The 23962-nt window shown below is 52.7% G+C and carries 19 protein-coding genes; 10 read left to right on the top strand and 9 right to left on the bottom strand.

What is annotated here, in order from left to right:
• Positions 1-170 precede the first annotated feature (170 nt).
• Both OOJ59_RS03845 and fabA read left to right on the top strand, forming a co-directional pair.
• A complete protein-coding gene (locus OOJ59_RS03845) occupies positions 171-1931 on the top strand; it encodes an AAA family ATPase (protein ID WP_160955637.1) in 1761 nt (586 codons plus the stop codon).
• A gap of 68 nt (positions 1932-1999) precedes the next feature.
• Complete coding sequence (fabA, locus tag OOJ59_RS03840; protein ID WP_003035875.1) at positions 2000-2518, top strand: bifunctional 3-hydroxydecanoyl-ACP dehydratase/trans-2-decenoyl-ACP isomerase; 519 nt, start codon at positions 2000-2002, stop codon at positions 2516-2518.
• 114 nt (positions 2519-2632) lie between these two features.
• Here fabA and rmf read toward each other — a convergent pair whose 3' ends face one another.
• The 6 genes from rmf to rlmKL form a co-directional block, all read right to left on the bottom strand.
• Positions 2633-2800, bottom strand: a complete 168-nt coding sequence (gene rmf / locus OOJ59_RS03835; protein ID WP_071888121.1) for a ribosome modulation factor — start codon at positions 2798-2800, stop codon at positions 2633-2635.
• A 256-nt stretch (positions 2801-3056) separates the two neighbouring features.
• On the bottom strand, positions 3057-3620 hold the full coding sequence (pqiC, locus tag OOJ59_RS03830; protein ID WP_087857546.1) for a membrane integrity-associated transporter subunit PqiC: 564 nt from the start codon (positions 3618-3620) through the stop codon (positions 3057-3059).
• On the bottom strand, positions 3617-5257 hold the full coding sequence (pqiB, locus tag OOJ59_RS03825; protein ID WP_038639416.1) for an intermembrane transport protein PqiB: 1641 nt from the start codon (positions 5255-5257) through the stop codon (positions 3617-3619). The genes pqiC and pqiB overlap by 4 nt, the downstream gene beginning before the upstream one ends.
• 4 nt (positions 5258-5261) lie before the next feature.
• Entirely contained in the window at positions 5262-6515 is a 1254-nt protein-coding gene (pqiA, locus tag OOJ59_RS03820) for a membrane integrity-associated transporter subunit PqiA (protein WP_038639412.1), read from the bottom strand.
• Positions 6516-6530: 15 nt separating this feature from the next.
• Entirely contained in the window at positions 6531-8438 is a 1908-nt protein-coding gene (locus OOJ59_RS03815; protein WP_121528844.1) for an ABC transporter ATP-binding protein, read from the bottom strand.
• Between the two features lie 12 nt (positions 8439-8450).
• Positions 8451-10559, bottom strand: coding sequence for a bifunctional 23S rRNA (guanine(2069)-N(7))-methyltransferase RlmK/23S rRNA (guanine(2445)-N(2))-methyltransferase RlmL (gene rlmKL / locus OOJ59_RS03810; RefSeq protein WP_085048601.1), 2109 nt, complete (start codon positions 10557-10559; stop codon positions 8451-8453).
• Between the two features lie 98 nt (positions 10560-10657).
• On the opposite strand from rlmKL, the gene OOJ59_RS03805 reads away from it, so the two are divergent.
• Positions 10658-11764, top strand: coding sequence for a YcbX family protein (locus OOJ59_RS03805; RefSeq protein ID WP_160955634.1), 1107 nt, complete (start codon positions 10658-10660; stop codon positions 11762-11764).
• Here the strand turns inward: OOJ59_RS03805 and zapC are convergent.
• Both zapC and pyrD read right to left on the bottom strand, forming a co-directional pair.
• Complete coding sequence (gene zapC / locus OOJ59_RS03800; RefSeq protein ID WP_038639397.1) at positions 11761-12303, bottom strand: cell division protein ZapC; 543 nt, start codon at positions 12301-12303, stop codon at positions 11761-11763. The two genes, OOJ59_RS03805 and zapC, sit on opposite strands and share 4 nt — an antisense overlap.
• Before the next feature lie 165 nt (positions 12304-12468).
• On the bottom strand, positions 12469-13479 hold the full coding sequence (pyrD, locus tag OOJ59_RS03795) for a quinone-dependent dihydroorotate dehydrogenase (protein ID WP_038639394.1): 1011 nt from the start codon (positions 13477-13479) through the stop codon (positions 12469-12471).
• A gap of 242 nt (positions 13480-13721) precedes the next feature.
• Here pyrD and ssuE point away from each other — a divergent pair, with 242 nt between their 5' ends.
• From ssuE to ssuB, 5 genes are read left to right on the top strand one after another with little or no spacing between them, the layout of a single operon-like run.
• A complete protein-coding gene (ssuE, locus tag OOJ59_RS03790) occupies positions 13722-14297 on the top strand; it encodes an NADPH-dependent FMN reductase (protein WP_038639389.1) in 576 nt (191 codons plus the stop codon).
• Positions 14290-15264, top strand: a complete 975-nt coding sequence (locus OOJ59_RS03785; RefSeq protein WP_087857549.1) for a sulfonate ABC transporter substrate-binding protein — start codon at positions 14290-14292, stop codon at positions 15262-15264. Before ssuE ends, OOJ59_RS03785 begins: the two co-directional genes overlap by 8 nt.
• Positions 15261-16406, top strand: a complete 1146-nt coding sequence (gene ssuD / locus OOJ59_RS03780) for an FMNH2-dependent alkanesulfonate monooxygenase (protein ID WP_038639379.1) — start codon at positions 15261-15263, stop codon at positions 16404-16406. The genes OOJ59_RS03785 and ssuD overlap by 4 nt, the downstream gene beginning before the upstream one ends.
• An 11-nt stretch (positions 16407-16417) precedes the next feature.
• The gene (gene ssuC / locus OOJ59_RS03775; protein WP_038639375.1) at positions 16418-17209 is read left to right on the top strand and encodes an aliphatic sulfonate ABC transporter permease SsuC; all 792 of its coding nucleotides are present in this window, start codon (positions 16418-16420) and stop codon (positions 17207-17209) included.
• On the top strand, positions 17206-17973 hold the full coding sequence (gene ssuB / locus OOJ59_RS03770; protein ID WP_085048604.1) for an aliphatic sulfonates ABC transporter ATP-binding protein: 768 nt from the start codon (positions 17206-17208) through the stop codon (positions 17971-17973). The genes ssuC and ssuB overlap by 4 nt, the downstream gene beginning before the upstream one ends.
• Before the next feature lie 71 nt (positions 17974-18044).
• Here ssuB and pepN read toward each other — a convergent pair whose 3' ends face one another.
• Positions 18045-20657, bottom strand: a complete 2613-nt coding sequence (gene pepN / locus OOJ59_RS03765) for an aminopeptidase N (protein ID WP_137347932.1) — start codon at positions 20655-20657, stop codon at positions 18045-18047.
• 266 nt (positions 20658-20923) lie between these two features.
• On the opposite strand from pepN, the gene pncB reads away from it, so the two are divergent.
• Both pncB and asnS read left to right on the top strand, forming a co-directional pair.
• Positions 20924-22126 (top strand): nicotinate phosphoribosyltransferase, encoded by a 1203-nt coding sequence (gene pncB, locus OOJ59_RS03760; RefSeq protein WP_193156932.1) that lies wholly within the window; start codon positions 20924-20926, stop codon positions 22124-22126.
• A gap of 165 nt (positions 22127-22291) precedes the next feature.
• Entirely contained in the window at positions 22292-23692 is a 1401-nt protein-coding gene (gene asnS / locus OOJ59_RS03755) for an asparagine--tRNA ligase (RefSeq protein ID WP_038639361.1), read from the top strand.
• Positions 23693-23962 lie beyond the last annotated feature (270 nt).

Below are 23962 nucleotides of genomic sequence, written 5' to 3'. Positions count from 1 at the left end.
ACCGTGTAACTCTTATCAGAATATCAGCTTTTTGAGCAACTGAAGAAAAGAATATCCAGCCTGTGAACTGCCGCGCGTCATCACTTCCGTTTCGCAGTGCTTTCCAGGTGTGTAGTGATGAGGGTTACGGTATAATCTCGTTTTTAACAACAGACTAAAAAACATCAACTTTGACCATTACGAAACTTGCATGGCGTGATCTGGTTCCTGATACCGACAGTTATCAGGAAGTATTTGCACAGCCGCACGTCACTGACGACACCGATACCTTACTTAGTGATACTCAGCCACGTTTACAATTCGCGCTAGAGCAGCTTCTGCAGCACTGGACGACGTCCTCGTTCATGCTGGTAAAAGCACCGGAAGAGCTTGAATACCTTAACCTTATTGCAACTGCTGCACATACACTGCACACGGACGCAGGACGCCTGACTGGGGGTCATTATGATATCTCTGGTCACACTATCCGCTATCGTACAGCGGAAAAAGCAGAAGACAATTTTGCGACGCTAACTCAGGTGGTCAACGCTGACTGGGTTGAAGCCGAGCAACTATTTGGCTGCCTGCGTCAGTTCAATGGCGATATTTCCCTGCAACCAGGTCTGGTACATCAGGCGAATGGTGGGGTGTTGGTTATCTCATTACGCACTCTGCTGGCCCAACCGCTGTTGTGGATGCGTCTGAAAGCCATTGTCAGCCACGAGCGCTTTGACTGGGTAGCTTTTGATGAGTCTCGCCCATTGCCCGTTTCCGTTCCGCCTATGCCGCTTAAACTGAAAGTGATTTTAGTCGGGGAGCGTGAATCACTGGCAGATTTTCAGGACATGGAGCCAGAACTGGCTGAGCAGGCCATCTACAGCGAATTTGAAGACAACCTGCAGATAGTCGATGCCGAAGCCATGACACAGTGGTGTCAATGGGTAACGCATACCGCCACGCGCAACAATTTGCCCTACCCCGCGCCTGATGCCTGGCAGGTTCTAATCCGCGAAGCTGTGCGCTATACCGGCGAACAGGATACGTTGCCGCTTAACCCCTTGTGGATCATCCGACAGTTCAAAGAAGTGGCCCCGCTATGCGAGAGCGAAACCTGCACAGCGGAACAGTTCAGCCTGATGCTGGCGCAGCGCGAATGGCGAGAAGGATTCCTGGCCGAACGTATGCAGGATGAGATCCTGCAAGAGCAAATCCTTATTGAAACGGAAGGCGAGCGAATTGGTCAGATCAACGCCCTGTCGGTCATTGAGTTTCCGGGTCATCCTCGCGCGTTTGGAGAACCATCACGTATCAGCTGCGTGGTGCATATTGGCGATGGCGAATTCACAGATATTGAGCGCAAAGCCGAGCTGGGAGGAAATATTCATGCCAAGGGGATGATGATTATGCAGGCGTTCCTGATGTCTGAACTCCAGCTTGAGCAGCAAATTCCCTTCTCGGCCTCGCTGACCTTTGAACAATCATACAGCGAAGTTGATGGTGACAGCGCGTCCATGGCGGAATTGTGCGCATTGATTAGCGCCCTCGCCGACGTCCCTGTGAATCAAAGCATCGCCATTACGGGTTCTGTCGATCAATTTGGTCGGGCGCAACCTGTCGGCGGTCTTAACGAGAAAATTGAAGGTTTCTTCGCCATCTGCCAGCAGCGTGAGCTGACAGGTACTCAGGGCGTTATCATTCCATCAGCTAATGTCAGACACCTGAGCCTGCAACCGGCCCTGCTACAGGCCATAGAAGAAGAAAAATTCACTATCTGGGCGGTGGACGATGTAACCGATGCATTGCCGCTATTACTAAATCTGGTGTGGGATGGCGAAGGCCAGACAACGCTGATGCAAACCATCCAGGAACGTATTGCGACAGCAACGCAACAGGAAGGCCGTCACCGTTTTCCATGGCCGCTACGTTGGCTGAACTGGATTATTCCGAACTGATCGGACTTGTTCAGCGTACACGTGTTAGCTATCCTGCGTGCTTCAATAAAATAAGGCTTACAGAGAACATGGTAGATAAACGCGAATCCTATACAAAAGAAGACCTTCTTGCCTCTGGTCGCGGTGAGCTGTTTGGCGCAAAAGGCCCGCAACTGCCTGCACCAAGCATGCTGATGATGGACCGTGTCATTAAGATGACCGAAACCGGTGGCAACTTTGACAAAGGTTATGTTGAAGCTGAACTGGATATTAACCCGGACCTGTGGTTCTTCGGATGCCACTTCATCGGCGATCCGGTGATGCCAGGCTGCCTGGGTCTGGATGCCATGTGGCAGCTGGTTGGATTCTATCTCGGCTGGCTGGGCGGCGAAGGTAAAGGCCGCGCGCTGGGCGTAGGCGAAGTGAAATTCACCGGTCAGGTTCTGCCGACTGCGAAGAAAGTCACTTACCGCATTCACTTCAAACGCATCGTTAACCGTCGCCTGATCATGGGCCTGGCTGATGGCGAAGTGCTGGTTGATGGTCGTCTGATCTACACCGCAAACGATCTGAAAGTGGGTCTTTTCCAGGACACTTCCGCGTTCTAATCGCAGAGATCAGGCGTTGCGTCGTTGTCGGATGACAGCGTAAGCGCCTTATCCGGTCTGCAAAAAGGCGAAACCTCCGCTCTGCGGAGGTTTCTTTTATCTAAAGAGACAGAATCAGGCCATTAAAACCCTATCCCCCATGGCTTCTCGCCAGCCTCCCAGCCAGTATGATCTCTGATTCAGCGCCTGATAGGGACACATTTCTTTTGAGCGTCCGGCAATGCCGGCCTGATATCCACGTTGATGTGCCCGTTCCAGGCGATCTCGTTTTTGTCTCTTCATGCCTCGTTTCCCTCATCTTTAGTTCTGGTGGAAAAGAAAACAGTGATTACTAAGTGTGCAATCACACTAAACGAATACCCCTAAACATCAGGCTCGTCAATGCGCAAAATTCACGCCAGTGTCATATTTGTGAGCTACCCGCGAAATCATTTGTACAAAAAAAATCAGACAGAACAGTTATCTCCGCGGCTAAAAAATAAAAAAAAACCGCCCCGGGCGGTGAACCAGGGGCGGCATAATTTACAATTATTTAAGCTTAAGGGATGCGTTTCAGCTCTTGAGCTATGGCCGTCGCTTCCTGACTCCAGGCGTTGGCGAGAACCTTCACCATCTCATCGTAGCCGTCCCTGGTCTGCACTGCTTCGATGTGGAACGGACGCTTGATCAACTGCCCCTGGTGATTCAGTAACCATTCTCCGCTCACGATAACCTTCCCATCGTACCTACCGTGGAAGCCGGTTACAGTGACGTTCAGCGTGTCCTGTGTGCTTCCCAGCGGCTGCGAAGCGACAACCCAGCCAGGTAATTGCATACTGAGGTTCGTCACCAGCGTATTGCGCAATTGCTGATCTAAAGGACTGGCCCAGAGATTATTATTCGCTATCACATATTGCACATCGCTGGTCTGGTAAACCACTCCATTACCCGCCAGATAGTCCGGCACCGCAATCTGCTCAACCCACAGCAGCCGGTTACCCTGGTTGGCGGAGCTTTGGACGCCCCCTTGCGCGATAGGAAGCTGGTAATAGCTTTTATTTTCTCCGCTGGAGCTGCATGACGTCAGCCAGACCGCCATCATCACCACTAGCCACTTTTTCATTGTTTCGCCCTCTTCGGCTCTGGATCTTTTTTGTCCTTCGCTTCAAATACCAGCGCATTGCTCTTATCGTTCAACGTTTTCAGTACCGGTTGCAGTTCGCGCAGTACCTGATCAAGACGCTGCATATCCGCCACCATCTTGTTGTAGGCTGCCGAACCCGGCTGGAAGCCCTGCATGCTACGATTAAGTTCACGCAACGTATTTTGCATATCCGCCGGAAGATCCTGCATTGACTGGCTGGATGTTATCTTATTCATATTATCCAGCGTGGTTTGCAGATGCTTCATCGTACGCTGGCTTTCTGACAACGTATTGGTCGCCTGCTCAATCATCGGGTTCAACGGCAGATTATTAATCTTATCCAGCGCTTCCATCAGGCGCTGCTGGATCTGCGCTAAACCGCCACTCACCGTCGGGATAATCTGATAACCATTAAATTCTCGTACACCACTAATCGGTGGTTCTTTCGGGTAGAAGTCGAGATCGACATACAGCGCGCCGGTCACCAGATTCCCGGTTTTCAGCGATGCGCGTAATCCGCGTTTGAGCAATTGCTCCAGATGAGCGCCAACATCAGTGTCCTCGCCCAGCTGTGCTTTCAGGCGCTCAGGCTCGATGCGTACCAACACCGGAATGCGGTAATCATTGTTAAATACCTGACGCATGTTCGGTGAGAAGAAAGGTACTTTACTCACCGTCCCCAGACGAATGCCGCGGAATTCCAGTGGCGCGCCTGGCTGCAGGCCACGAATCGAATCCTTAAAGAACATCAGGTAGTCAATATGATCGGTATACAGGGAATCCTGAATACTTTTTTGATCGTCATAAAGATTAAACGCGGACTGTTGCCCAACCGGCTCACCTTGTTCTAAACCTTCTGGCACATCAAAACTTACGCCACCGCCAAACAACGTGGAGAGCGATCCCATTTCCACACGCATACCTGCGGAGGTAAGATCCACGGCGATCCCACTGTCTTTCCAGAAACGCACATTGCTGGTCACCAGACGATCGTTAGGCGCATTAATGAAAAGCTGGTAGCTGATAGTACGCTTTTGCGCATCGAAGGTGCTGGTCTCAACCGACCCCACACGATATCCACGGAACAATACCGGATCGCCGGGGCTTAACTGCCCGGCTTTTTTACTGTCCAGTATCACGCGGATCCCTTTCGCATCTGGCGGTGCCAGCGGCGGTGAATCCAGTAGTTGGTAATTTTCCAGCTTATTCCCTTTATTGCCGGGCTGCAGTTCAATATATGCCCCGGACAATAGCGTGCCCAGGCCGCTGATACCTTCACGACCAACCTGCGGCTTCACCACCCAAAAAACAGAGTCTTTATGCAGCAGCTTTTCCATTCCAGAGTTAAGACGAGCTTTAATCTCCACATGGGTCAAATCATCCGTCAGAGTCGCGCTCTCGACGATGCCGACATCCACGCTGCGGCTTTTAATCGTCGTTTTGCCGCCTTCAATCCCTTCAGCATTGGTGGTAATCAGCGTGACTTCCGGCCCCTGATGGCTGTAATGATAAAATAGGACCCATGCGCCAATAAGCGCAGTAACGATCGGGAATATCCACACGGGCGACCAGTTTTTCACCTTCTGCACTTTGGCTTCCCCACTTTTAGATTCCATGCTGTCAGGACTCCTCATGATCTGGTTCTGGTTCACGGTCCCACGACAGACGCGGATCAAATGTCATCGCAGAAAACATTGTCATAATGACGACTAAAGCAAACATCAAAGCACCCATTGCAGGATAAATGTTCATTAACCCTCCCATGCGCACCAGCGCAGAGAGTACCGCAATCACAAAAACGTCGATCATTGACCAGCGACCGACAAATTCCACCACTTCATAAATCAAGTGCATACGTTCACTGTCACGTTTGCCGTGCCCCTTGGCATCCCAACATAGCCAGGCAATGGCAATCATTTTCAACGTCGGCACCATAATACTGGCGATAAAGATAACCGCCGCCACCGGATAAGAGCCCTCGCTCCAAATCAAAACCACGCCTTCAAGAATCGTTGACGGCAACTTGGATCCGAGCAAATCGGTAATCATGATCGGCAGGATGTTGGCAGGAAGATAGAGCATGATTGACGTGAACAATAACGCCATCGTCCATTGCAGACTGTTTTTGCGACGCACGTAGCCTTTCGTCTCGCAGCGCGGGCACACCCGTTCGTCAGCGGGAAGAATCGCGGTGCAGCAGGAACAAGAACGCAACCCCTGCCGGATGCCGGGCACGCCTGGCTTTAATTCCTGGTTAATGACAGGCATTGGCGCAATATCATCCCACAGCCAACGGCGGTCAACGCACTGAAACGCCCGTAGCTGTAGTACACAAAAGAAGCACCATGGGATGAAACTGCTGCCCACGCCGATATCACCATAAGCCATCAGCTTAACGAAACTGACCAGCACTCCGGCGAGGAAGATTTCAGCCATCCCCCAGCTTTTCAACTGGAACAGGACGCGCGCAAGCCTGGCCTTTAGCCAGCCAGGCATTTCAGCACGGTTCACCAGCAGCAGAATAGTCAGTAAACAAAACGCGGGAACCAACTGGACGAATAATAAAAAAAACGTGCCGAGGCTGGCGTAATCTTCAGAGAAGAGCACGCTGGGGATTTCCAGCAACGTCACTTCGCTGCTTACCCCTGCGACGTTCATATTCACAAAAGGGAAGAGGTTTGATAAAAGCAGCATGAACAGCGCTGCTAAAACATAGGCAGTAGGACGCTGCCTCGGCGCGTCCCACTCAACCGTTAACGTAGTGCCACATCGTGGACATGCCGCTTTCTGACCATGCTCAAGGCGCGGTAACGCCACCAGCATGTCACACTGCGAACACAAAATATGCTTCGCGGCATGGTGATGTTCGCACATATGTGCTCCTTTAAATTATGCGCCATTCTTCAAAGATTCAAGATACTCCCAGCGCTCAAAGGCTTGCTCAAGTTCTTGTTCCGCTTCGTTCAGATTAGCTAAAACTTGTTGCGTTTGCTCGTGCGGCTGACTGAAAAAAGCGGCGTCAGCAACCTGAGCTTGTAATGTTTCCAGCTTAGCTTCCAGTTCTTCAAGCAATGCGGGGAGCTGCTCCAGTTCGCGCTGCAGTTTATAGCTTAGTTTGCTCGTGCCACGTTTGACAATTTCTGCTTTAGGAGCAACAGCTTCCTCTGTTTTTTTCACAACGGGCTGTTTAAACGCCACATGCTGCGATTGCTGGCTGCGCGCGTCATGGTAACCGCCGACATAACGACCAATTTTACCACCGCCCTCGAAGATCCAACATTCCGTAACGGTATTATCCACAAACTGACGGTCGTGGCTCACCAGCAGTACGGTGCCCTGATAGCTGTCAATCAGCTCTTCAAGCAGTTCCAGCGTTTCGACGTCAAGATCGTTCGTTGGTTCATCGAGAATTAAAAGATTACTGGGTTTCAGGAACAAACGCGCCAGCAACAGACGATTTCGTTCCCCACCGGAGAGCGCGCGTACTGGCGTCATCGCCCGTTTCGGGTGGAACAGGAAGTCCTGCAGGTAGCCCAGCACATGGCGGGGTTTACCGTTGACCATCACCTCTTGTTTACCTTCGGCCAGATTGTCCATCACGGTTTTATCCGGATCCAGTTCAGCCCGGTGCTGATCGAAATAAGCCACTTCCAGCTTGGTCCCAACATGAATACGTCCACTGTCAGCCTGCAGTTGGCCTAGCATCAGTTTGAGCAGCGTCGTCTTGCCGCAACCGTTAGGGCCAATTAACGCAATTTTGTCGCTGCGCTGCACCTGTGCAGAGAAATCTTTTACCAGTTGCTTACCATCAACCTGATAATCCACATTCTCCATTTCGAAGACAATCTTGCCCGAACGGCTCGCCTCTTCAACCTGCATCTTCGCCGTGCCCATCACTTCGCGACGTTCCCCGCGCTCGCGACGCATCGCTTTCAGGGCGCGCACACGGCCTTCGTTACGGGTACGACGCGCTTTGATACCCTGGCGGATCCAAACCTCTTCCTGCGCCAGCTTGCGATCAAACTCCGCGTTTTGTAACTCTTCTACCCGCAGCGCTTCTTCTTTCTCCAGCAGATACTGATCGTAGTTCCCCGGATAGGTCACCAGTTTGCCGCGGTCAAGATCAACAATACGCGTCGCCATGTTGCGAATAAATGAACGGTCGTGGGAAATGAAAATGATTGTCCCGTTGAAGGATTTCAGGAACCCTTCCAGCCAGTCGATTGTTTCAATGTCCAGATGGTTCGTCGGTTCATCGAGCAGCAATACGCGCGGATTACTCACCAACGCGCGGCCCAGCGCCGCTTTACGCAGCCAACCACCAGACAGCGACGAAAGCGCGGCGTTAGGATCCAGCCCCAGTTGCGCCAACACTTCATTAATGCGACTTTCGAGCTGCCACAGATTGTGGTGATCGAGCATTTCCTGAACCCGCGCCATCTCATTCAGATTTCTGTCGCTGGGATCGGTCATGACAAGGCGCGAAATATCATGATACCGCTTCAGGTATTCAGCCTGTTCCTCAATACCTTCGGCAACGAAGTCATACACGCTGCCCTCGACGTTACGCGGCGGATCCTGTTGCAGACGCGCGACGACCAGATCCTGCTCATAAATAATACGCCCATCGTCAAGACCCTGTTCACGGTTCAGGATCTTCATCAGCGTCGATTTGCCCGCGCCGTTACGGCCTACCAGACAGACGCGTTCGTTATCCTCGATATGCAGTTCCGCATTATCAAGAAGGGGCGCATCGCTGAACGACAGCCATGCACCATGCATACTGATCAATGACATTTACTTATCCTTTCAGGCTGCGGTAATCAACCAGCAATTGTGGATCTGACGGTTACGGGCAAAGTCCTGGGAAAGCGTTTTTTGGGTAATTTCTTGTGCTTTCAATCCCAGCTCAGCCAGACCCTCGAGATCCATACGGAATCCACGTTTGTTGTTGGAGAACATGATCGTCCCGTCTTTACGTAACAGACGTTTCAGATCTTTCATCAGCGCCAGATGATCGCGCTGCACATCAAACGAATCTTCCATGCGTTTAGAGTTAGAGAACGTTGGCGGATCGATGAAAATCAGATCGAACTGTTCATTGGCATCGCGCAGCCAGCCCAGACAATCAGCCTGAATTAAACGGTGAGCGCGACCACTCAGGCCGTTCAAACGCAGGTTGCGTTCCGCCCATTCCAGGTAGGTACGCGACATATCAACCGTCGTGGTGCTCCGCGCGCCGCCCAGTCCGGCATGAACGCTGGCGCTACCGGTGTAGGAGAACAGATTGAGGAAATCCTTACCTTTACTCATCTGACCCAGCATGCGACGCGCAATGCGGTGATCGAGGAACAAACCGGTATCAAGATAGTCAGTCAGGTTCACCCACAGACGAGCGTTGTACTCGCTTACCTCAATGAATTCACCCTTCTCATTCATCTTCTGATACTGGTTCTTGCCTTTTTGACGTTCACGGGTTTTCAGCACCAGTTTATTCGGGGCAATCTCAAGTACCGAGAGCGTAGCGGCAATGATGTCGAACAGGCGTTGACGCGCTTTCTGCGCATCGACCGTTTTTGGCGGCGCGTATTCCTGCACCACGACCCAATCACCGTAGCGATCTACCGCCACGTTGTATTCCGGCAGGTCGGCATCGTACAGGCGATAGCATTCAATACCTTCCTGACGCGCCCATTTTTCCAGCTTCTTAAGATTCTTACGCAGGCGGTTGGCATAATCTTCCGCGACCGTGGCAGGCTTACTGTCGGCGGTGGTTTCTGCAACGTGATAGTTCTTCTGCACGCAATCCAGCGGACCATTTTTCGCTTTAAACTGCTTATCAGCACGTAATTGCAGGCTGCTGAGCAAATCCGGCGAGGCGCTAAACAGGGACAGATTCCAGCCGCCAAACTGGTTTTTCATTGTGCGCCCCAGCAGGCTGTGCAGGGCAATCAGCGCCGGTTCACTATCCAGACGTTCGCCGTACGGCGGGTTGCTGATAACCGTCCCGTACGGTCCTTTCGGTAACGGGTTGCTCAGTTTGGCGACATCTTTAACTTCAAACGTCATCAGATCGGCAATTCCGGCGCGACGGGCGTTACTGCGTGCTTTTTCAATTACGCGAGCATCGCTGTCAGATCCATAGAAGTGCGAGGTGTAGTCTGCAAGACCCTTACGCGCGCGCACCTGCGCTTCGGCTTTAACCTCTTGCCACACAGCGTCATCGTGCTGCGCCCAACCGCTAAAGCCCCAATAACCACGGTGCAGACCAGGCGCACGATCGGTTGCCCACATCGCCGCTTCAATCAGCAGTGTACCGGAGCCACACATCGGATCGAGTAACGGCGTGCCCGGTTGCCAACCTGAACGCATCACAATGGCGGCAGCCAGCGTTTCTTTAATCGGCGCCTGACCTGCGCGATCGCGATACCCACGCTGATGCAGGCCATCACCGCTCAGATCGAGCGCAATACTGGCGGTATCTTTATTCAGCCACACGTTAATGCGCAGATCCGGAGATTCACGATCCACATTCGGACGCGGCAGATTTTTACGGGTAAAGGCGTCGACAATCGCATCCTTTACCTTCAGCGCCCCGTACTGACTATTACGAATGGTTTCGTTCAGGCCGCTAAAATGCACCGCAAATGTAGCGCCCGGATTAAATATCTCTGTCCAGTCGATTGCCTGAACACCGAGGTACAGATCAAGATCGCTGTAGACCTTGCACTCTCCCATCGGCAGGATAATGCGCGAGGCCAGGCGGCTCCACATCAGGCTCTGGTAAACAAGCCGCGTGTCGCCCTTAAAATGGACCCCACCCTGAACGACCTGACACTCCAGCGCGCCAAGGTTTTCCAGTTCAGTTTTTAACAGCTCTTCCAGCCCGCGGGCCGTACTGGCAAACAGAGAATTCATAATGTCACTTTTACTCCGAGAAAATTGCTGCGCATTATAGCTAATATGGGCGGTATGTCATAAAGTTGAAGGCTTATTTTCGCTCGAGGGGCTGTACAGTGGTCACGTTAACCCGACTTTTTATTCATCCGGTTAAATCAATGCGCGGTATTGGGCTTACCCACGCTCTGGCAGACGTTAGTGGTCTCGCCTTTGATCGCATATTTATGATTACCGAACCCGACGGGACGTTCATTACCGCCCGACAGTTCCCACAGATGGTGCGTTTTACCCCTTCCCCTTTCCACGATGGATTGCATCTTACGGCGCCAGACGGTAGCAGCGCGCTTGTGCGATTTGCCGACTTCGCCCTGCAGGATGCGCCGACGGAAGTGTGGGGCAACCATTTTACCGCGCGTATTGCGCCAGCGGCTATCAACCAGTGGCTGAGCGGTTTTTTCTCCCGTGACGTGCAGCTTCGCTGGGTTGGTCCGCAGCTGACGCGCCGGGTGAAGCGCCGCGATGATGTTCCTTTATCCTTTGCCGATGGTTATCCCTACCTTTTAACTAACGAAGCGTCATTGCGCGATTTGCAGCAGCGCTGCCCGGCAAGCGTAAAAATGGAGCAGTTTCGCCCCAATCTGGTGGTTTCAGGCGCTGCCGCCTGGGAAGAAGATACCTGGAAAGTGATCCGCATTGGCGAGGTTATTTTTGACGTGGCTAAACCTTGTAGCCGCTGCATTTTCACCACCGTCAGCCCTGAGAAAGGTCAGAAGCATCCGTCCGGCGAACCGCTGGCCACGCTGCAAAGCTTTCGCACTGCGACGGATAACGGCGATGTCGATTTTGGTCAGAATCTCATTGCGCGTAACAGTGGCGTGATTCGCGTCGGCGACGAGGTTGAAATTCTGTCCACTGGTACGGCCAGAGTATATGGCGCGGCAGAAACCGATGATACTGCCCCGGTGCAACAACCCGATGCCACGGTGCTTATCGAGTGGCAGGGACAGACCTTTCGCGGAAATAATCAGCAGGTATTGCTTGAACAGCTGGAAAACCAGGGTATCCGGGTTCCCTACTCATGTCGGGCGGGAATTTGCGGATGCTGTCGAATTCGGTTGGTAGAAGGCGAAGTGAGCCCGCTGAAAAAATCAGCGATTGGAGATGACGGGACAATTCTGTGCTGCAGTTGTGTGCCCAAAACGGCAATCAGGCTGGAAAGTTAAACCGCCTGCTCAAGGCTGAAACTGTCAACCATTGTCTGCGGTTTCAGTCTGTCATTCATGATTTTAATTGCGTCGCCAAGCTGCATGGTGCGTCCGGCAATCACCACGCCCGGTTGCGCCAGCAGACAAAGCGCGGCGTTTTCACCCGGCTCAACCACTAACAGGTTTACCTGTTCATCGGTATCGCTTAAATCGACACAGGCAGCGTCCCCTGGCACTGGCGTCCAGTTAATGCCGTGGGCGACAAAGTGCCAACTTTTTGGCATCTGCGGCTTAAGATAACGAATAGCCACCAGCGCATTGAGCACCAGTTCCGCTTTTTGTTCTTTCGCTAAATCCAGGTAGCGGCATTTTTCTTCAAAGGAAAAATAAAGCGCGGCGTCATCAACGCAAAATCCGGAAGGAGTAAAGGCATCAGGCGTGAGCATTTTACGAGCAAAACGCGAACGGAATAACATACCATTGGCTAAATCGAGCATCATACGATCGTGCTCTTCATCATAATACCAGCGCCAGTTATCGTCGGGTTTAATTCGCATCAGTTTCTCTCCTTTCCTTAATCATCGCCGTTACGACAGTATCCTTTTGCCGCTTCGTTTATTGCCCTAATAATAAAAGCTCAGAATGTTTAAATAAGCAACAGTAAAGGAATATAAAACAACCAGGGCTAGAAATAAAGCCCTGGATTGTGATTAAGGTAGCATTCAGATATTGGTGACGATTTCTTTAATCAACGGCGGGCCTTTAAAAATAAAGCCCGAATAAATCTGTACCAGGGTAGCGCCGGCGGCTATTTTCTCGCGCGCGGCAATCACTGAGTCAATACCGCCAACGCCAATAATCGGCAACTGACCATTTAATTCCTGAGACAACTGGCGAATAATTTCTGTACTTTTTAATTGTAACGGACGACCGCTCAGTCCCCCCATTTGATCGCAATTTTTCATTCCCTGTACGAGAGAACGATCGAGAGTGGTGTTAGTTGCAATTACACCATCAATATTATGCCGAACTAAACTGTCGGCAACCTGGATCAGTTCTTCGACGGAAAGATCCGGCGCGATCTTTACGGCCACCGGAACATATTTATGGTGGATCGCTTGCAGATCGTTTTGCTTATTTTTAATTGCCGTCAGCAGATCATCCAGCGCTTCACCGTATTGCAGCGTGCGTAATCCCGGCGTATTCGGTGAAGAGATATTAATCGCGATATAACCGGCATAAGCATAGACTTTTTCCATACAAATCAGATAGTCATCTTTGCCGTTTTCTACCGGAGTATCTTTATTCTTACCAATATTAATGCCGAGAATGCCGTCAAAATGTGATTTCTTAACGTTCTCTACCAGGTTATCAACACCCAGGTTATTGAATCCCATGCGGTTGATCAAACCTTCCGCATCCACCAGACGGAACAGACGTGGTTTATCGTTCCCGGGCTGAGGGCGTGGCGTCACGGTACCAATTTCAATTGAACCGAATCCCATTGCACCGAGCGCATCAATGCACTCCCCGTCTTTATCCAGTCCGGCAGCAAGCCCGAGCGGATTTTTAAACGTCAGCCCCATACAGGTAACCGGTTTTGCGGGTACTTTCTGGCGGACAAGCGCTTCGAGCGGCGTGCCGGTAATGCGACGTAACTGCTGGAATGTCAATTCATGAGCGCGCTCAGGATCGAGCTGGAAAAGGGCTTTACGAACGAAGGGGTAGTACATGAACTCTCCTGGATTCCCGGTGTGCAAACCGGGGGCGTATTATGTGCGATCGCGAGCAAAAAGGGAATTGACCTGCGGCAATAAATAGCAATCGTTTTCCTGCTTCTGCCGTTTTATTCATTTTTCAACTTTTCTATCCCGTATAAATCATTTCGATAAACAAAATCTCTCTGCCAGACTGCACAAATTGTTATCAATGTTAAATAAAAGCGAACAATTAGTTATAAGTGGAGATTGAAATTATGCGCGTCATTACTCTGGCGGGAAGCCCACGCTTCCCCTCTCGCTCCAGCGCCTTACTGGAATACGCCCGGGAAAAACTGAACGACCAGGATGTTGAAGTCTGTCACTGGAATCTGCACAACTTTGCCCCAGAAGACCTGATCTATGCGCGCTTCGACAGCCCGGCGCTGAAAACCTTTGTCGAACAACTGCACGACGCCGACGGATTGATTGTTGCAACGCCGGTCTACAAAGCAGCTTACTCCGGAGCGTTGAAAACGTTGCTCGATCTGCTTCCCGAACGCGCACTGGAAGGCAAAGTGGTTTTGCCGTTGGCAACAGGCGGTACCGTGGCGCATTTACTGGCCGTTGATTACGCGCTTAAGCCGGTGCTGAGCGCGTTAAAAGCCCAGGAAATCCTGCACGGTGTTTTTGCTGATGATTCACAGGTCATTGATTATCAGCATAAACCGCAGTTTACGCCCAACCTGCAACTGCGTCTGGACAATGCGCTCGACACCTTCTGGCTGGCGTTGCATCGTCGTGATGTCCAACTTCCTCAATTGAATGCTCTGCGAGGTGCCGCCCATGCTTAATCTGCTCAAGCGTCACACGCCGTGGTTGGCGTTGACCGGATTGCTGTCACTTTCAACGCTCGTCCATGCCGCAGAGTCTGCACCAGACGCGCTGCGCATAGGCTACCAGAAAGGAAGCGTCAGTATGGTGCTGGCAAAAAGCCATCAGTTACTGGAGAAACGCTACCCACAGACCAAAATCTCGTGGATTGAGTTTCCGGCAGGGCCGCAAATGCTGGAAGCACTCAATATTGGCAGTATCGATCTCGGCAGTACCGGTGACATTCCACCGATTTTCGCCCAGGCCGCCGGAGCCGATCTGGTTTACGTTGGCGTCGAGCCGCCCAAACCAAAAGCCGAAGTGATTCTGGTGCCCAAAAACAGCCCGATCCAGAGCGTTGCGCAGCTCAAAGGACATAAAGTCGCTTTCCAGAAAGGTTCCAGCGCCCACAATTTACTGCTGCGAGCCTTACAACAGGCCGGGCTGAAATTTACCGATATTCAACCAACATATCTGACACCCGCAGATGCCAGAGCAGCCTTCCAGCAAGGTAACGTTGATGCGTGGGCTATCTGGGATCCTTACTATTCCGCCGCGTTGCTGCAGGGTGATGTGCGCGTGCTGAAAGACGGCTCAGACCTCAAACAGACCGGCTCCTTTTATCTCGCCGCGCGTCCTTATGCCGAGAAAAATGGCGCGTTTGTTCTTGGCGTGCTGGATACCTTTAGCCAGGCTGATGCGTTAACCCTCAGCCAGCGCCAGCAAAGTATTACCCTGCTGGCCAAAACTATGGGGCTGCCAGAGCCGGTGATTGCGTCTTATCTTGATCACCGGCCGCCAACGACCATCTCGCCCGTCAGCGCCTCGGTTGCCGCCCTGCAACAACAAACCGCCGATCTGTTTTATGACAATCGTCTGGTGCCGAAAAAAATCGATATTCGCCAGCGTATCTGGCAACCCACTCAGCAGACAGGAGCTAAATTATGAGTCTGAACATGTTCTGGTTTTTACCCACCCACGGGGATGGCCACTATCTGGGGACGGAAGAAGGCTCGCGTCCGGTCGATCACAGTTATCTGCAGCAAATCGCGCAGGCTGCCGATCGCCTGGGATTTACCGGCGTTTTGATCCCAACCGGTCGCTCCTGTGAAGATGCCTGGCTGGTAGCCGCCTCCATGATCCCTGTTACTCAGCGGCTCAAGTTTTTGGTCGCGCTGCGTCCAAGCGTAACCTCGCCAACGGTTGCCGCACGCCAGGCTGCAACGCTCGACAGACTCTCTAACGGCCGGGCGCTGTTTAACCTGGTGACCGGCAGCGATCCGCAGGAGCTGGCTGGCGACGGCGTGTTTCTTGATCACACCGAGCGCTATGAAGCTTCTGCTGAATTCACCCAGATCTGGCGTCGGCTGTTACAGGGGGAAACGGTGGATTTCAACGGCAAACATATGCACGTCCGCGGCGCGAAGCTGTTTTTTCCTCCCGTACAACAACCCTGGCCGCCGCTTTATTTCGGCGGTTCTTCCGATGTCGCGCAAGACCTGGCTGCCGAGCAGGTTGATCTCTATCTGACCTGGGGCGAACCGCCTGAACAGGTGAAAGAGAAGATTGAGCAAGTGCGAGCCAAAGCAGCAGCGCTTGGACGCAAGATCCGCTTTGGTATTCGTTTGCATGTGATCGTGCGGGAGACGACGGATGAGGCGTGGCAGGCAGCGGAGCGTCTGATTTCGCATCTTGATGACGACACGATTGCCAAAGCCCAGGCCGCCTTCTCAAGAACAGATTCGGTTGGCCAACAGCGGATGGCCGCGCTGCACAACGGTAAACGCGACAAACTGGAAATAAGCCCGAACCTGTGGGCAGGCGTTGGGCTGGTGCGTGGCGGCGCCGGAACCGCGCTGGTCGGCGACGGTCCTACCGTCGCGGCGCGCATAAACGAGTACGCCGCGCTGGGTATCGACAGCTTTGTGCTGTCGGGGTATCCGCATCTGGAAGAGGCGTACAAAGTTGGCGAGCTACTGTTCCCGCATCTGGATGTTTCGATACCTGAAATTCCACAGCCACAGCGTCTGCACCAACAAGGCGAAGCGGTGGCTAACGAATTTATTCCCCGTAAGGTCGCGCAAAGCTAAGGAGCACGCTGATGACAACACCGAAAAACAGGTGGCTATTGCGCCTCGCCCCCTGGTTTTTGCCGGTAGGTCTGGTGGCGCTCTGGCAGATAGCCTCGTCAATGGGCTGGCTATCCACCCGCATCCTGCCCTCCCCGGAAGGCGTTGTCGAAGCCTTCTGGACACTTTCCGCCAGTGGCGAGCTTTGGCAGCATCTGGCGATCAGTTCCTGGCGCGCGCTGATCGGATTCTCGATCGGTGGATCGTTGGGTTTGACGCTGGGACTCATCAGCGGTCTTTCACGCTGGGGGGAACGCCTGCTGGATACGTCGATACAGATGCTGCGCAACGTTCCCCATCTGGCGCTGATCCCGCTGGTGATTTTGTGGTTCGGCATTGATGAATCGGCGAAGATCTTTCTCGTCGCCTTGGGCACACTGTTCCCGATTTACATCAACACCTGGCACGGGATCCGCAATATCGATCGCGGCCTGGTGGAGATGGCGCGCAGCTATGGATTGTCCGGCTTTTCACTGTTTATCCATGTGATCCTCCCCGGCGCCCTGCCCTCGATTATGGTTGGCGTACGTTTTGCTCTCGGACTGATGTGGCTGACGTTGATCGTTGCGGAAACCATTTCCGCCAATGCCGGCATTGGTTATCTGGCGATGAATGCGCGAGAATTTCTGCAAACCGACGTGGTGGTAGTGGCCATCATTCTCTACGCCCTGCTCGGCAAACTTGCCGATGTCAGCGCCCAACTGCTGGAGCGAGTCTGGCTGCGCTGGAACCCGGCTTACCATGTGAAGGAGGCTACTGTATGAATACCGCTCGCTTGAATCAGGGTACGCCGCTTTTGCTGAGCGCCGTGACCAAACAATACGCCGCCAATACAGTGCTGAATCAATTAGATCTGCATATTCCGGCAGGGCAATTTGTTGCCGTAGTGGGCCGCAGTGGCGGTGGCAAAAGCACCTTGCTGCGCCTGCTGGCTGGGCTGGAATCGCCCACTTCAGGCGCATTACTTGCCGGAACTACCCCGCTGGCAGAGATTCAGGATGATACGCGCATGATGTTTCAGGATGCGCGCCTGCTGCCATGGAAAACGGTTATCGATAACGTTGGTCTGGGGCTGAAAGGTCAATGGCGCGATGCGGCCCGTAATGCGTTGGCCGCTGTTGGCCTCGAAAACCGGGCACAGGAGTGGCCTGCCGCCCTGTCTGGCGGCCAAAAACAGCGCGTGGCCCTGGCGCGGGCATTAATTCACCGCCCTGGCCTGCTGTTACTGGATGAACCGCTCGGCGCGCTGGATGCGTTAACCCGTCTTGAGATGCAGGATCTGATCGTCTCGCTATGGCAGGACCACGGCTTTACGGTGCTGCTAGTGACGCACGATGTCAGTGAGGCCGTCGCGATGGCAGACCGCGTGCTATTGATCGAAGAGGGTAAAATCGGGCTGGATCTGACGGTGGATATTCAGCGCCCCCGCCGTTTGGGATCGGTGCGGTTAGCCGAGCTGGAAGCGGAAGTGTTGAACCGGGTTATGAAGCGTGGCGAAAATGAAGTTCAGCTACGCAAGCAGGGTTAAAAACGCCGGATGGCGCTACCGCTTATCCGGCCTACGCGTGAATGGTAGGCCGGATCCATCCGGCAATATTATCAGGCTAACGCTTTGTCAATCTTCTCGAACAGATCGCCGGAGAGATTCTCGAGGCCTTTCAACTGTTCCAGCGCCGCACGCATCTTCGCCTGACGTTTGGCATCATAACGTTTCAAACGAATCAACGGCTCAATCAGACGTGACGCCACCTGCGGATTGCGGCTGTTCAGCTCAGTCAGCATATCGACCAGGAACTGATAGCCGCTGCCATCTTCCGCATGGAAAGCCGCCGGGTTGCTGCCCGCAAAAGCACCAATCAGGGAACGAATACGGTTCGGGTTACTCATACTGAAGGAACGATGCTTCAGCAGACCGCGTACCGTTTCCAGCACGTTTCTCGCCGGGCTGGTGGATTGCAGGATAAACCATTTATCCATTACCAGACCGTCATGATGCCATTTATCGTCATACTCCTGCATCAATGCGTCACGGCATGGCAGTTGCGCCGCCACCGCAGCGGACAGCGCCGCCAGGGCGTCAGTCATATTGTTCGCTTCGCGGTACTGCTTACTAACCAACGTGTCAGCCAGATGGGTTTCGCCAAAGGCCAGGAAGCGCAGGCAGGCATTGCGCAGCGTACGCTTACCAATATCAGCATGCTCAACGCGGTACTCGTCAAGATGATTAGCGTTATAGATAGCGAGGAATTCATCCGCCAGCTCAGCCGCCAGCGTGCGGGTCAATGCTTCGCGAACTTCCGTTATCGCGACCGGATCGATGATATCGAACAGTTCGGCGATTTCATTTACCGAAGGCAACGTCAGGATCTCTGCCGCCAGCGCCGGATCGATTTTCTCATCGAGCAAAATCGCGCGGAAAGCATCGGCCACATGTACCGGCAGCGACAACGGCTGGCCCTGCTGATGACGGGCAACGTTGAGCTTAATATAGGTCGCCAGCAGACTTTGCGCCGCATCCCAACGAGAGAAATCGTTACGCGCATGACGCATCAGGAAGGTCAGTTGCTGATCGCTCCATTTGTATTCCAGTTTTACCGGTGCGGAGAATTCGCACAGCAGTGCCGGAACCGGCTGGAAGTACACGTTATCAAAGACAAACGTCTGTTCTGCCTGGGTCACGTTGAGCACAGCATTCACCGGATGCCCGCCTTTTTGTAGCGGGATCACTTTCCCTTCGTTGTCATACAACTCGAGGGCGAAAGGAATATGCAGCGGTTGTTTCTCGGCCTGATCCGGCGTGGCTGGCGTACGCTGGCTGATAGTCAGCGTGTATTGTTCCGTTGACGGATTGTAGTCATCACGCACGGTCAGAATCGGCGTACCGGACTGACTGTACCAGCGGCGGAAATGAGAGAGATCGACATTGGACGCATCTTCCATCGCCTGCACGAAATCATCACAGGTAGCAGCGCTGCCGTCATGACGCTCAAAGTACAGCTGCATCCCTTTCTGGAAGTTAGTCTCACCCAGCAGAGTGTGGATCATACGAATGACTTCAGCGCCCTTTTCATACACGGTCAGGGTATAGAAGTTGTTCATTTCGATGACCATATCCGGGCGGATCGGGTGCGCCATCGGGCTGGCGTCTTCGGCAAACTGCAGGCCGCGCATGGTACGTACATTGCTGATACGGTTTACCGCACGTGAGCCGAGATCGGAACTGAACTCCTGATCGCGGAACACGGTTAAACCTTCTTTCAGGCTCAACTGGAACCAGTCGCGACAGGTCACACGGTTGCCGGTCCAGTTATGGAAATATTCGTGACCAATAACGCGTTCAATATCAAGATAGTCTTTGTCGGTGGCCGTATCGGTGCGGGCCAGCACATATTTGGAGTTAAAGATGTTCAGACCTTTATTCTCCATCGCACCCATATTGAAGAAGTCGACGGCGACAATCATATAGATGTCGAGGTCATACTCAAGGCCGAAACGCTCCTCATCCCATTTCATGGAGTTTTTCAGCGAGGTCATTGCCCACGGCGCACGGTCCAGATTGCCGCGATCGACATACAGTTCCAGCGCCACTTCACGTCCTGAGCGGGTGGTAAAGGTGTCACGCAGGACGTCGAAATCACCGGCTACCAGCGCAAACAGATAGCACGGTTTCGGGAACGGATCCTGCCACTGCACCCAGTGACGACCGTTTTCCAGTTCACCCTGCGCCACGCGGTTGCCGTTAGAGAGCAGGAACGGATATTGGGTTTTATCGGCGATAATTTTGGTGGTAAAACGCGCCAGAACATCGGGTCTGTCGAGATACCAGGTAATATGGCGGAACCCTTCTGCCTCACACTGGGTGCACAGCGCATCGCCAGACTTATACAGTCCTTCCAGCGCGGTATTGGCCGCCGGGCTAATTTCATTCACGATACGCAGCGTAAAACGTTCCGGCAACTGACTGATGACCAGAGCGCCCTCTTCTTCTTTATACTCTGTCCACGGCTCGTCGTTCACGTGGATTGACACCAGGGTCAGATCTTCGCCATCCAGGCGCAGCGGCGCACTGGACGCACCATGACGGACAGCCTGGCTCACGGCGGTGACCACGGTTTTTTCAGCATCCAGGTCAAAGGTCAAGTCAATATCAGTAATCTGGTAATCCGGCGCACGATAGTCGTGACGGTATTTGGCTTGTGGCTGTTGTGTCATAAAAAAACCTTTAGCATCTTTGGTAGAGTCTCGGCTTCAGTCTATTCCTGTTGCGTAAATCGCGCTACGCAGAATGTTCATCTTTTCAGGCACAAACACCCTTTTTGCTACATTTTCATAACACGCGGCACGAATTGCCCTCGACCAGAAAGACAGCTTATGGTGTGATCGGGGTTCAATAAATCGCTAAACAGGGTATACTCCAGCGGTTTTCTTAGTTGTTTATTGTACTAAACGCTCCCGTGAGAGGATGCTACTGCGCACCTATGACACAATTCGCTTCTCCTGTTCTGCACTCGCTGCTGGATACAGACGCTTATAAGTTGCATATGCAGCAAGCCGTTTTTCACCACTACTATGATGTACAAGTAGCGGCTGAATTTCGTTGCCGTGGCGATGACCTGCTCGGTATTTATGCCGATGCTATTCGTGAGCAGGTGAATGCCATGCAGCACCTGCGACTGCAGGAGGACGAGTATCAGTGGCTCTCCGACCTGCCTTTCTTTAAAGCTGATTACCTCGCCTGGTTACGTGATTTCCGCTATAACCCGGAACAGGTGTGCGTCACCAACGATAACGGTAAGCTGAACATCCGCTTAACCGGTCCATGGCGTGAAGTGATCATGTGGGAAGTCCCGCTGCTGGCGGTTATCAGCGAACTGGTGCACCGTTACCGTTCGCCCGAATCAGGCGTCCCACAGGCTCTCCATGAGCTGGAAAGCAAACTAGTCGAATTCTCTGCTTTAACGAAAGATGTCGATATGTCCCGCTTCCATCTGATGGATTTCGGTACGCGCCGCCGTTTTTCACGCGAAGTACAGCAGGCCATTGTTAAACGCCTGCAGCAAGAATCCTGGTTTGTCGGCACCAGCAACTACGATCTCGCCCGTCGTCTGTCATTAACCCCGATGGGTACGCAAGCGCATGAGTGGTTCCAGGCTCATCAGCAAATCAGCCCGGAGCTTGCTACCAGCCAGCGCGTTGCGCTGGCCGCATGGTTAAATGAATATCCTGATCAACTCGGGATTGCGCTGACGGACTGCATCACCATGGATGCGTTTTTACGCGACTTTGGCGTTGAATTTGCGACCCGTTACCAGGGCTTACGTCACGACTCTGGCGATCCGGTTGAATGGGGTGAAAAAGCCATTGCCCACTATGAAAAACTGGGGATTGATCCGCTGAGCAAAACGCTGGTGTTCTCCGATAACCTCGATCTGAAAAAAGCAATTGAGCTCTACCGCCACTTCTCTTCTCGCGTACAGTTGAGTTTTGGCATTGGTACACGGCTAACGTGTGATATTCCGCAGGTTAAGCCGCTCAATATTGTTATCAAGCTGGTGGAATGTAACGGCAAACCGGTAGCGAAGTTATCTGATAGCCCCGGTAAAACCATCTGCCACGATAAAGCGTTTGTTCGTGCGTTGCGCAAAGCTTTCGATTTGCCGCATATTAAAAAAGCCAGTTAATCTTCACAGGGAGCCGCATCGGCTCCCTTTTCGCGTTTATTTCCGAAATCTTTCACTCCAGCAACGAATTCTGCTTGTCTGATTGCAGATGCCAGGTAACATAGGTATCCCCCCATTACGGGTGGACATGTGTTTATATATCCGACTATTAACAGAGAGAATATTATGAGCGTTGTGCCTGTAGCCGACGTACTCCAGGGCCGCGTAGCCGTTGACAGCGAAGTCACCGTGCGCGGATGGGTACGTACCCGCCGAGATTCAAAAGCTGGCATCTCCTTCCTCGCCGTTTATGACGGTTCCTGCTTTGATCCTGTACAGGCCGTCATCAATAATTCTCTGCCCAATTACAATCAGGACGTATTGCGCCTGACAACGGGCTGTTCAGTTATCGTAACGGGTAAAGTCGTTGCGTCGCCTGGACAGGGACAGAGCTTTGAAATTCAGGCCACTGAGGTTGAAGTCGCGGGCTGGGTTGAAGATCCTGACACCTACCCGATGGCGGCCAAGCGTCACAGCATTGAGTATCTGCGTGAAGTGGCGCACATGCGTCCGCGTACCAACATGATTGGTGCGGTAGCGCGTGTACGTCATACGCTGGCGCAAGCGCTGCATCGCTTCTTCCACGAGCAGGGTTTCTTTTGGGTATCCACGCCGCTGATCACCGCTTCCGATACGGAAGGCGCTGGTGAGATGTTCCGTGTTTCTACGCTGGATCTGGAAAACCTGCCGCGTAACGATCAGGGAAAAGTCGACTTCGATAAGGACTTCTTCGGTAAAGAAGCCTTCCTGACCGTTTCTGGTCAGTTGAACGGCGAAACCTACGCCTGCGCCCTGTCCAAAATTTATACCTTTGGCCCGACGTTCCGTGCAGAAAACTCTAACACCAGCCGTCACCTGGCGGAGTTCTGGATGCTGGAGCCAGAAGTGGCTTTCGCTAACCTGGACGACGTGGCTGGCCTCGCTGAAGCCATGCTGAAGTATGCTTTCAAGGCCGTACTGGCAGAGCGTGCGGATGATATGAAATTCTTCGCTGAACGCGTCGACAAAGACGCGATTTCACGCCTGGAACGTTTCATTGACGCCGACTTCGCGCAGGTGGACTACACCGACGCGGTAAGCATTCTCGAAAAATGCGGCAAACAGTTTGAAAACCCGGTTTACTGGGGTGTGGATCTCTCTTCCGAGCACGAACGTTATCTTGCTGAAGAGCACTTTAAAGCGCCGGTCGTGGTTAAAAACTACCCGAAAGATATCAAAGCGTTTTATATGCGCCTTAACGAAGACGGTAAAACCGTTGCGGCAATGGACGTACTGGCTCCGGGAATCGGTGAAATCATCGGTGGTTCTCAGCGTGAAGAGCGTCTGGACGTGCTGGATGCCCGTATGCTGGAGATGGGTCTGAATAAAGAAGATTACTGGTGGTATCGCGACCTGCGCCGCTACGGTACCGTTCCGCATTCCGGCTTCGGCTTAGGCTTCGAGCGTCTGATTGCCTACGTTACTGGCGTGCAGAACGTCCGTGATGTCATTCCGTTCCCGCGTACTCCGCGTAACGCCAGCTTCTAAAGCTGAATTTTTAATCCAAAGGCCAGCATTCATTGCTGGCCTTTTTTGTAACCGCGCCACGTTACAGGGATCCCCATAACACGTTAAATACAACCCTTCGCCTCCCCTCTTCCTGTTACGTAATATTTCACAGCAACACATTCGAACAAAAAATAACCAGCAGTTTTATTGTGGATTAGCATTTTCTGATTAAATAGTACATTTTTTAACCTTTCACATGGCTGTCCAGATGTCCATAAATCACCTTCAGTTAAATCAGTTCTTTTAGTC

Source organism: Citrobacter sp. W9 (assembly GCF_026719375.1).
Lineage (GTDB): Bacteria > Pseudomonadota > Gammaproteobacteria > Enterobacterales > Enterobacteriaceae > Citrobacter > Citrobacter werkmanii.
Note: the sequence above shows the minus strand (reverse complement) of the source record. Positions and strands in the feature narration are given on the sequence as shown.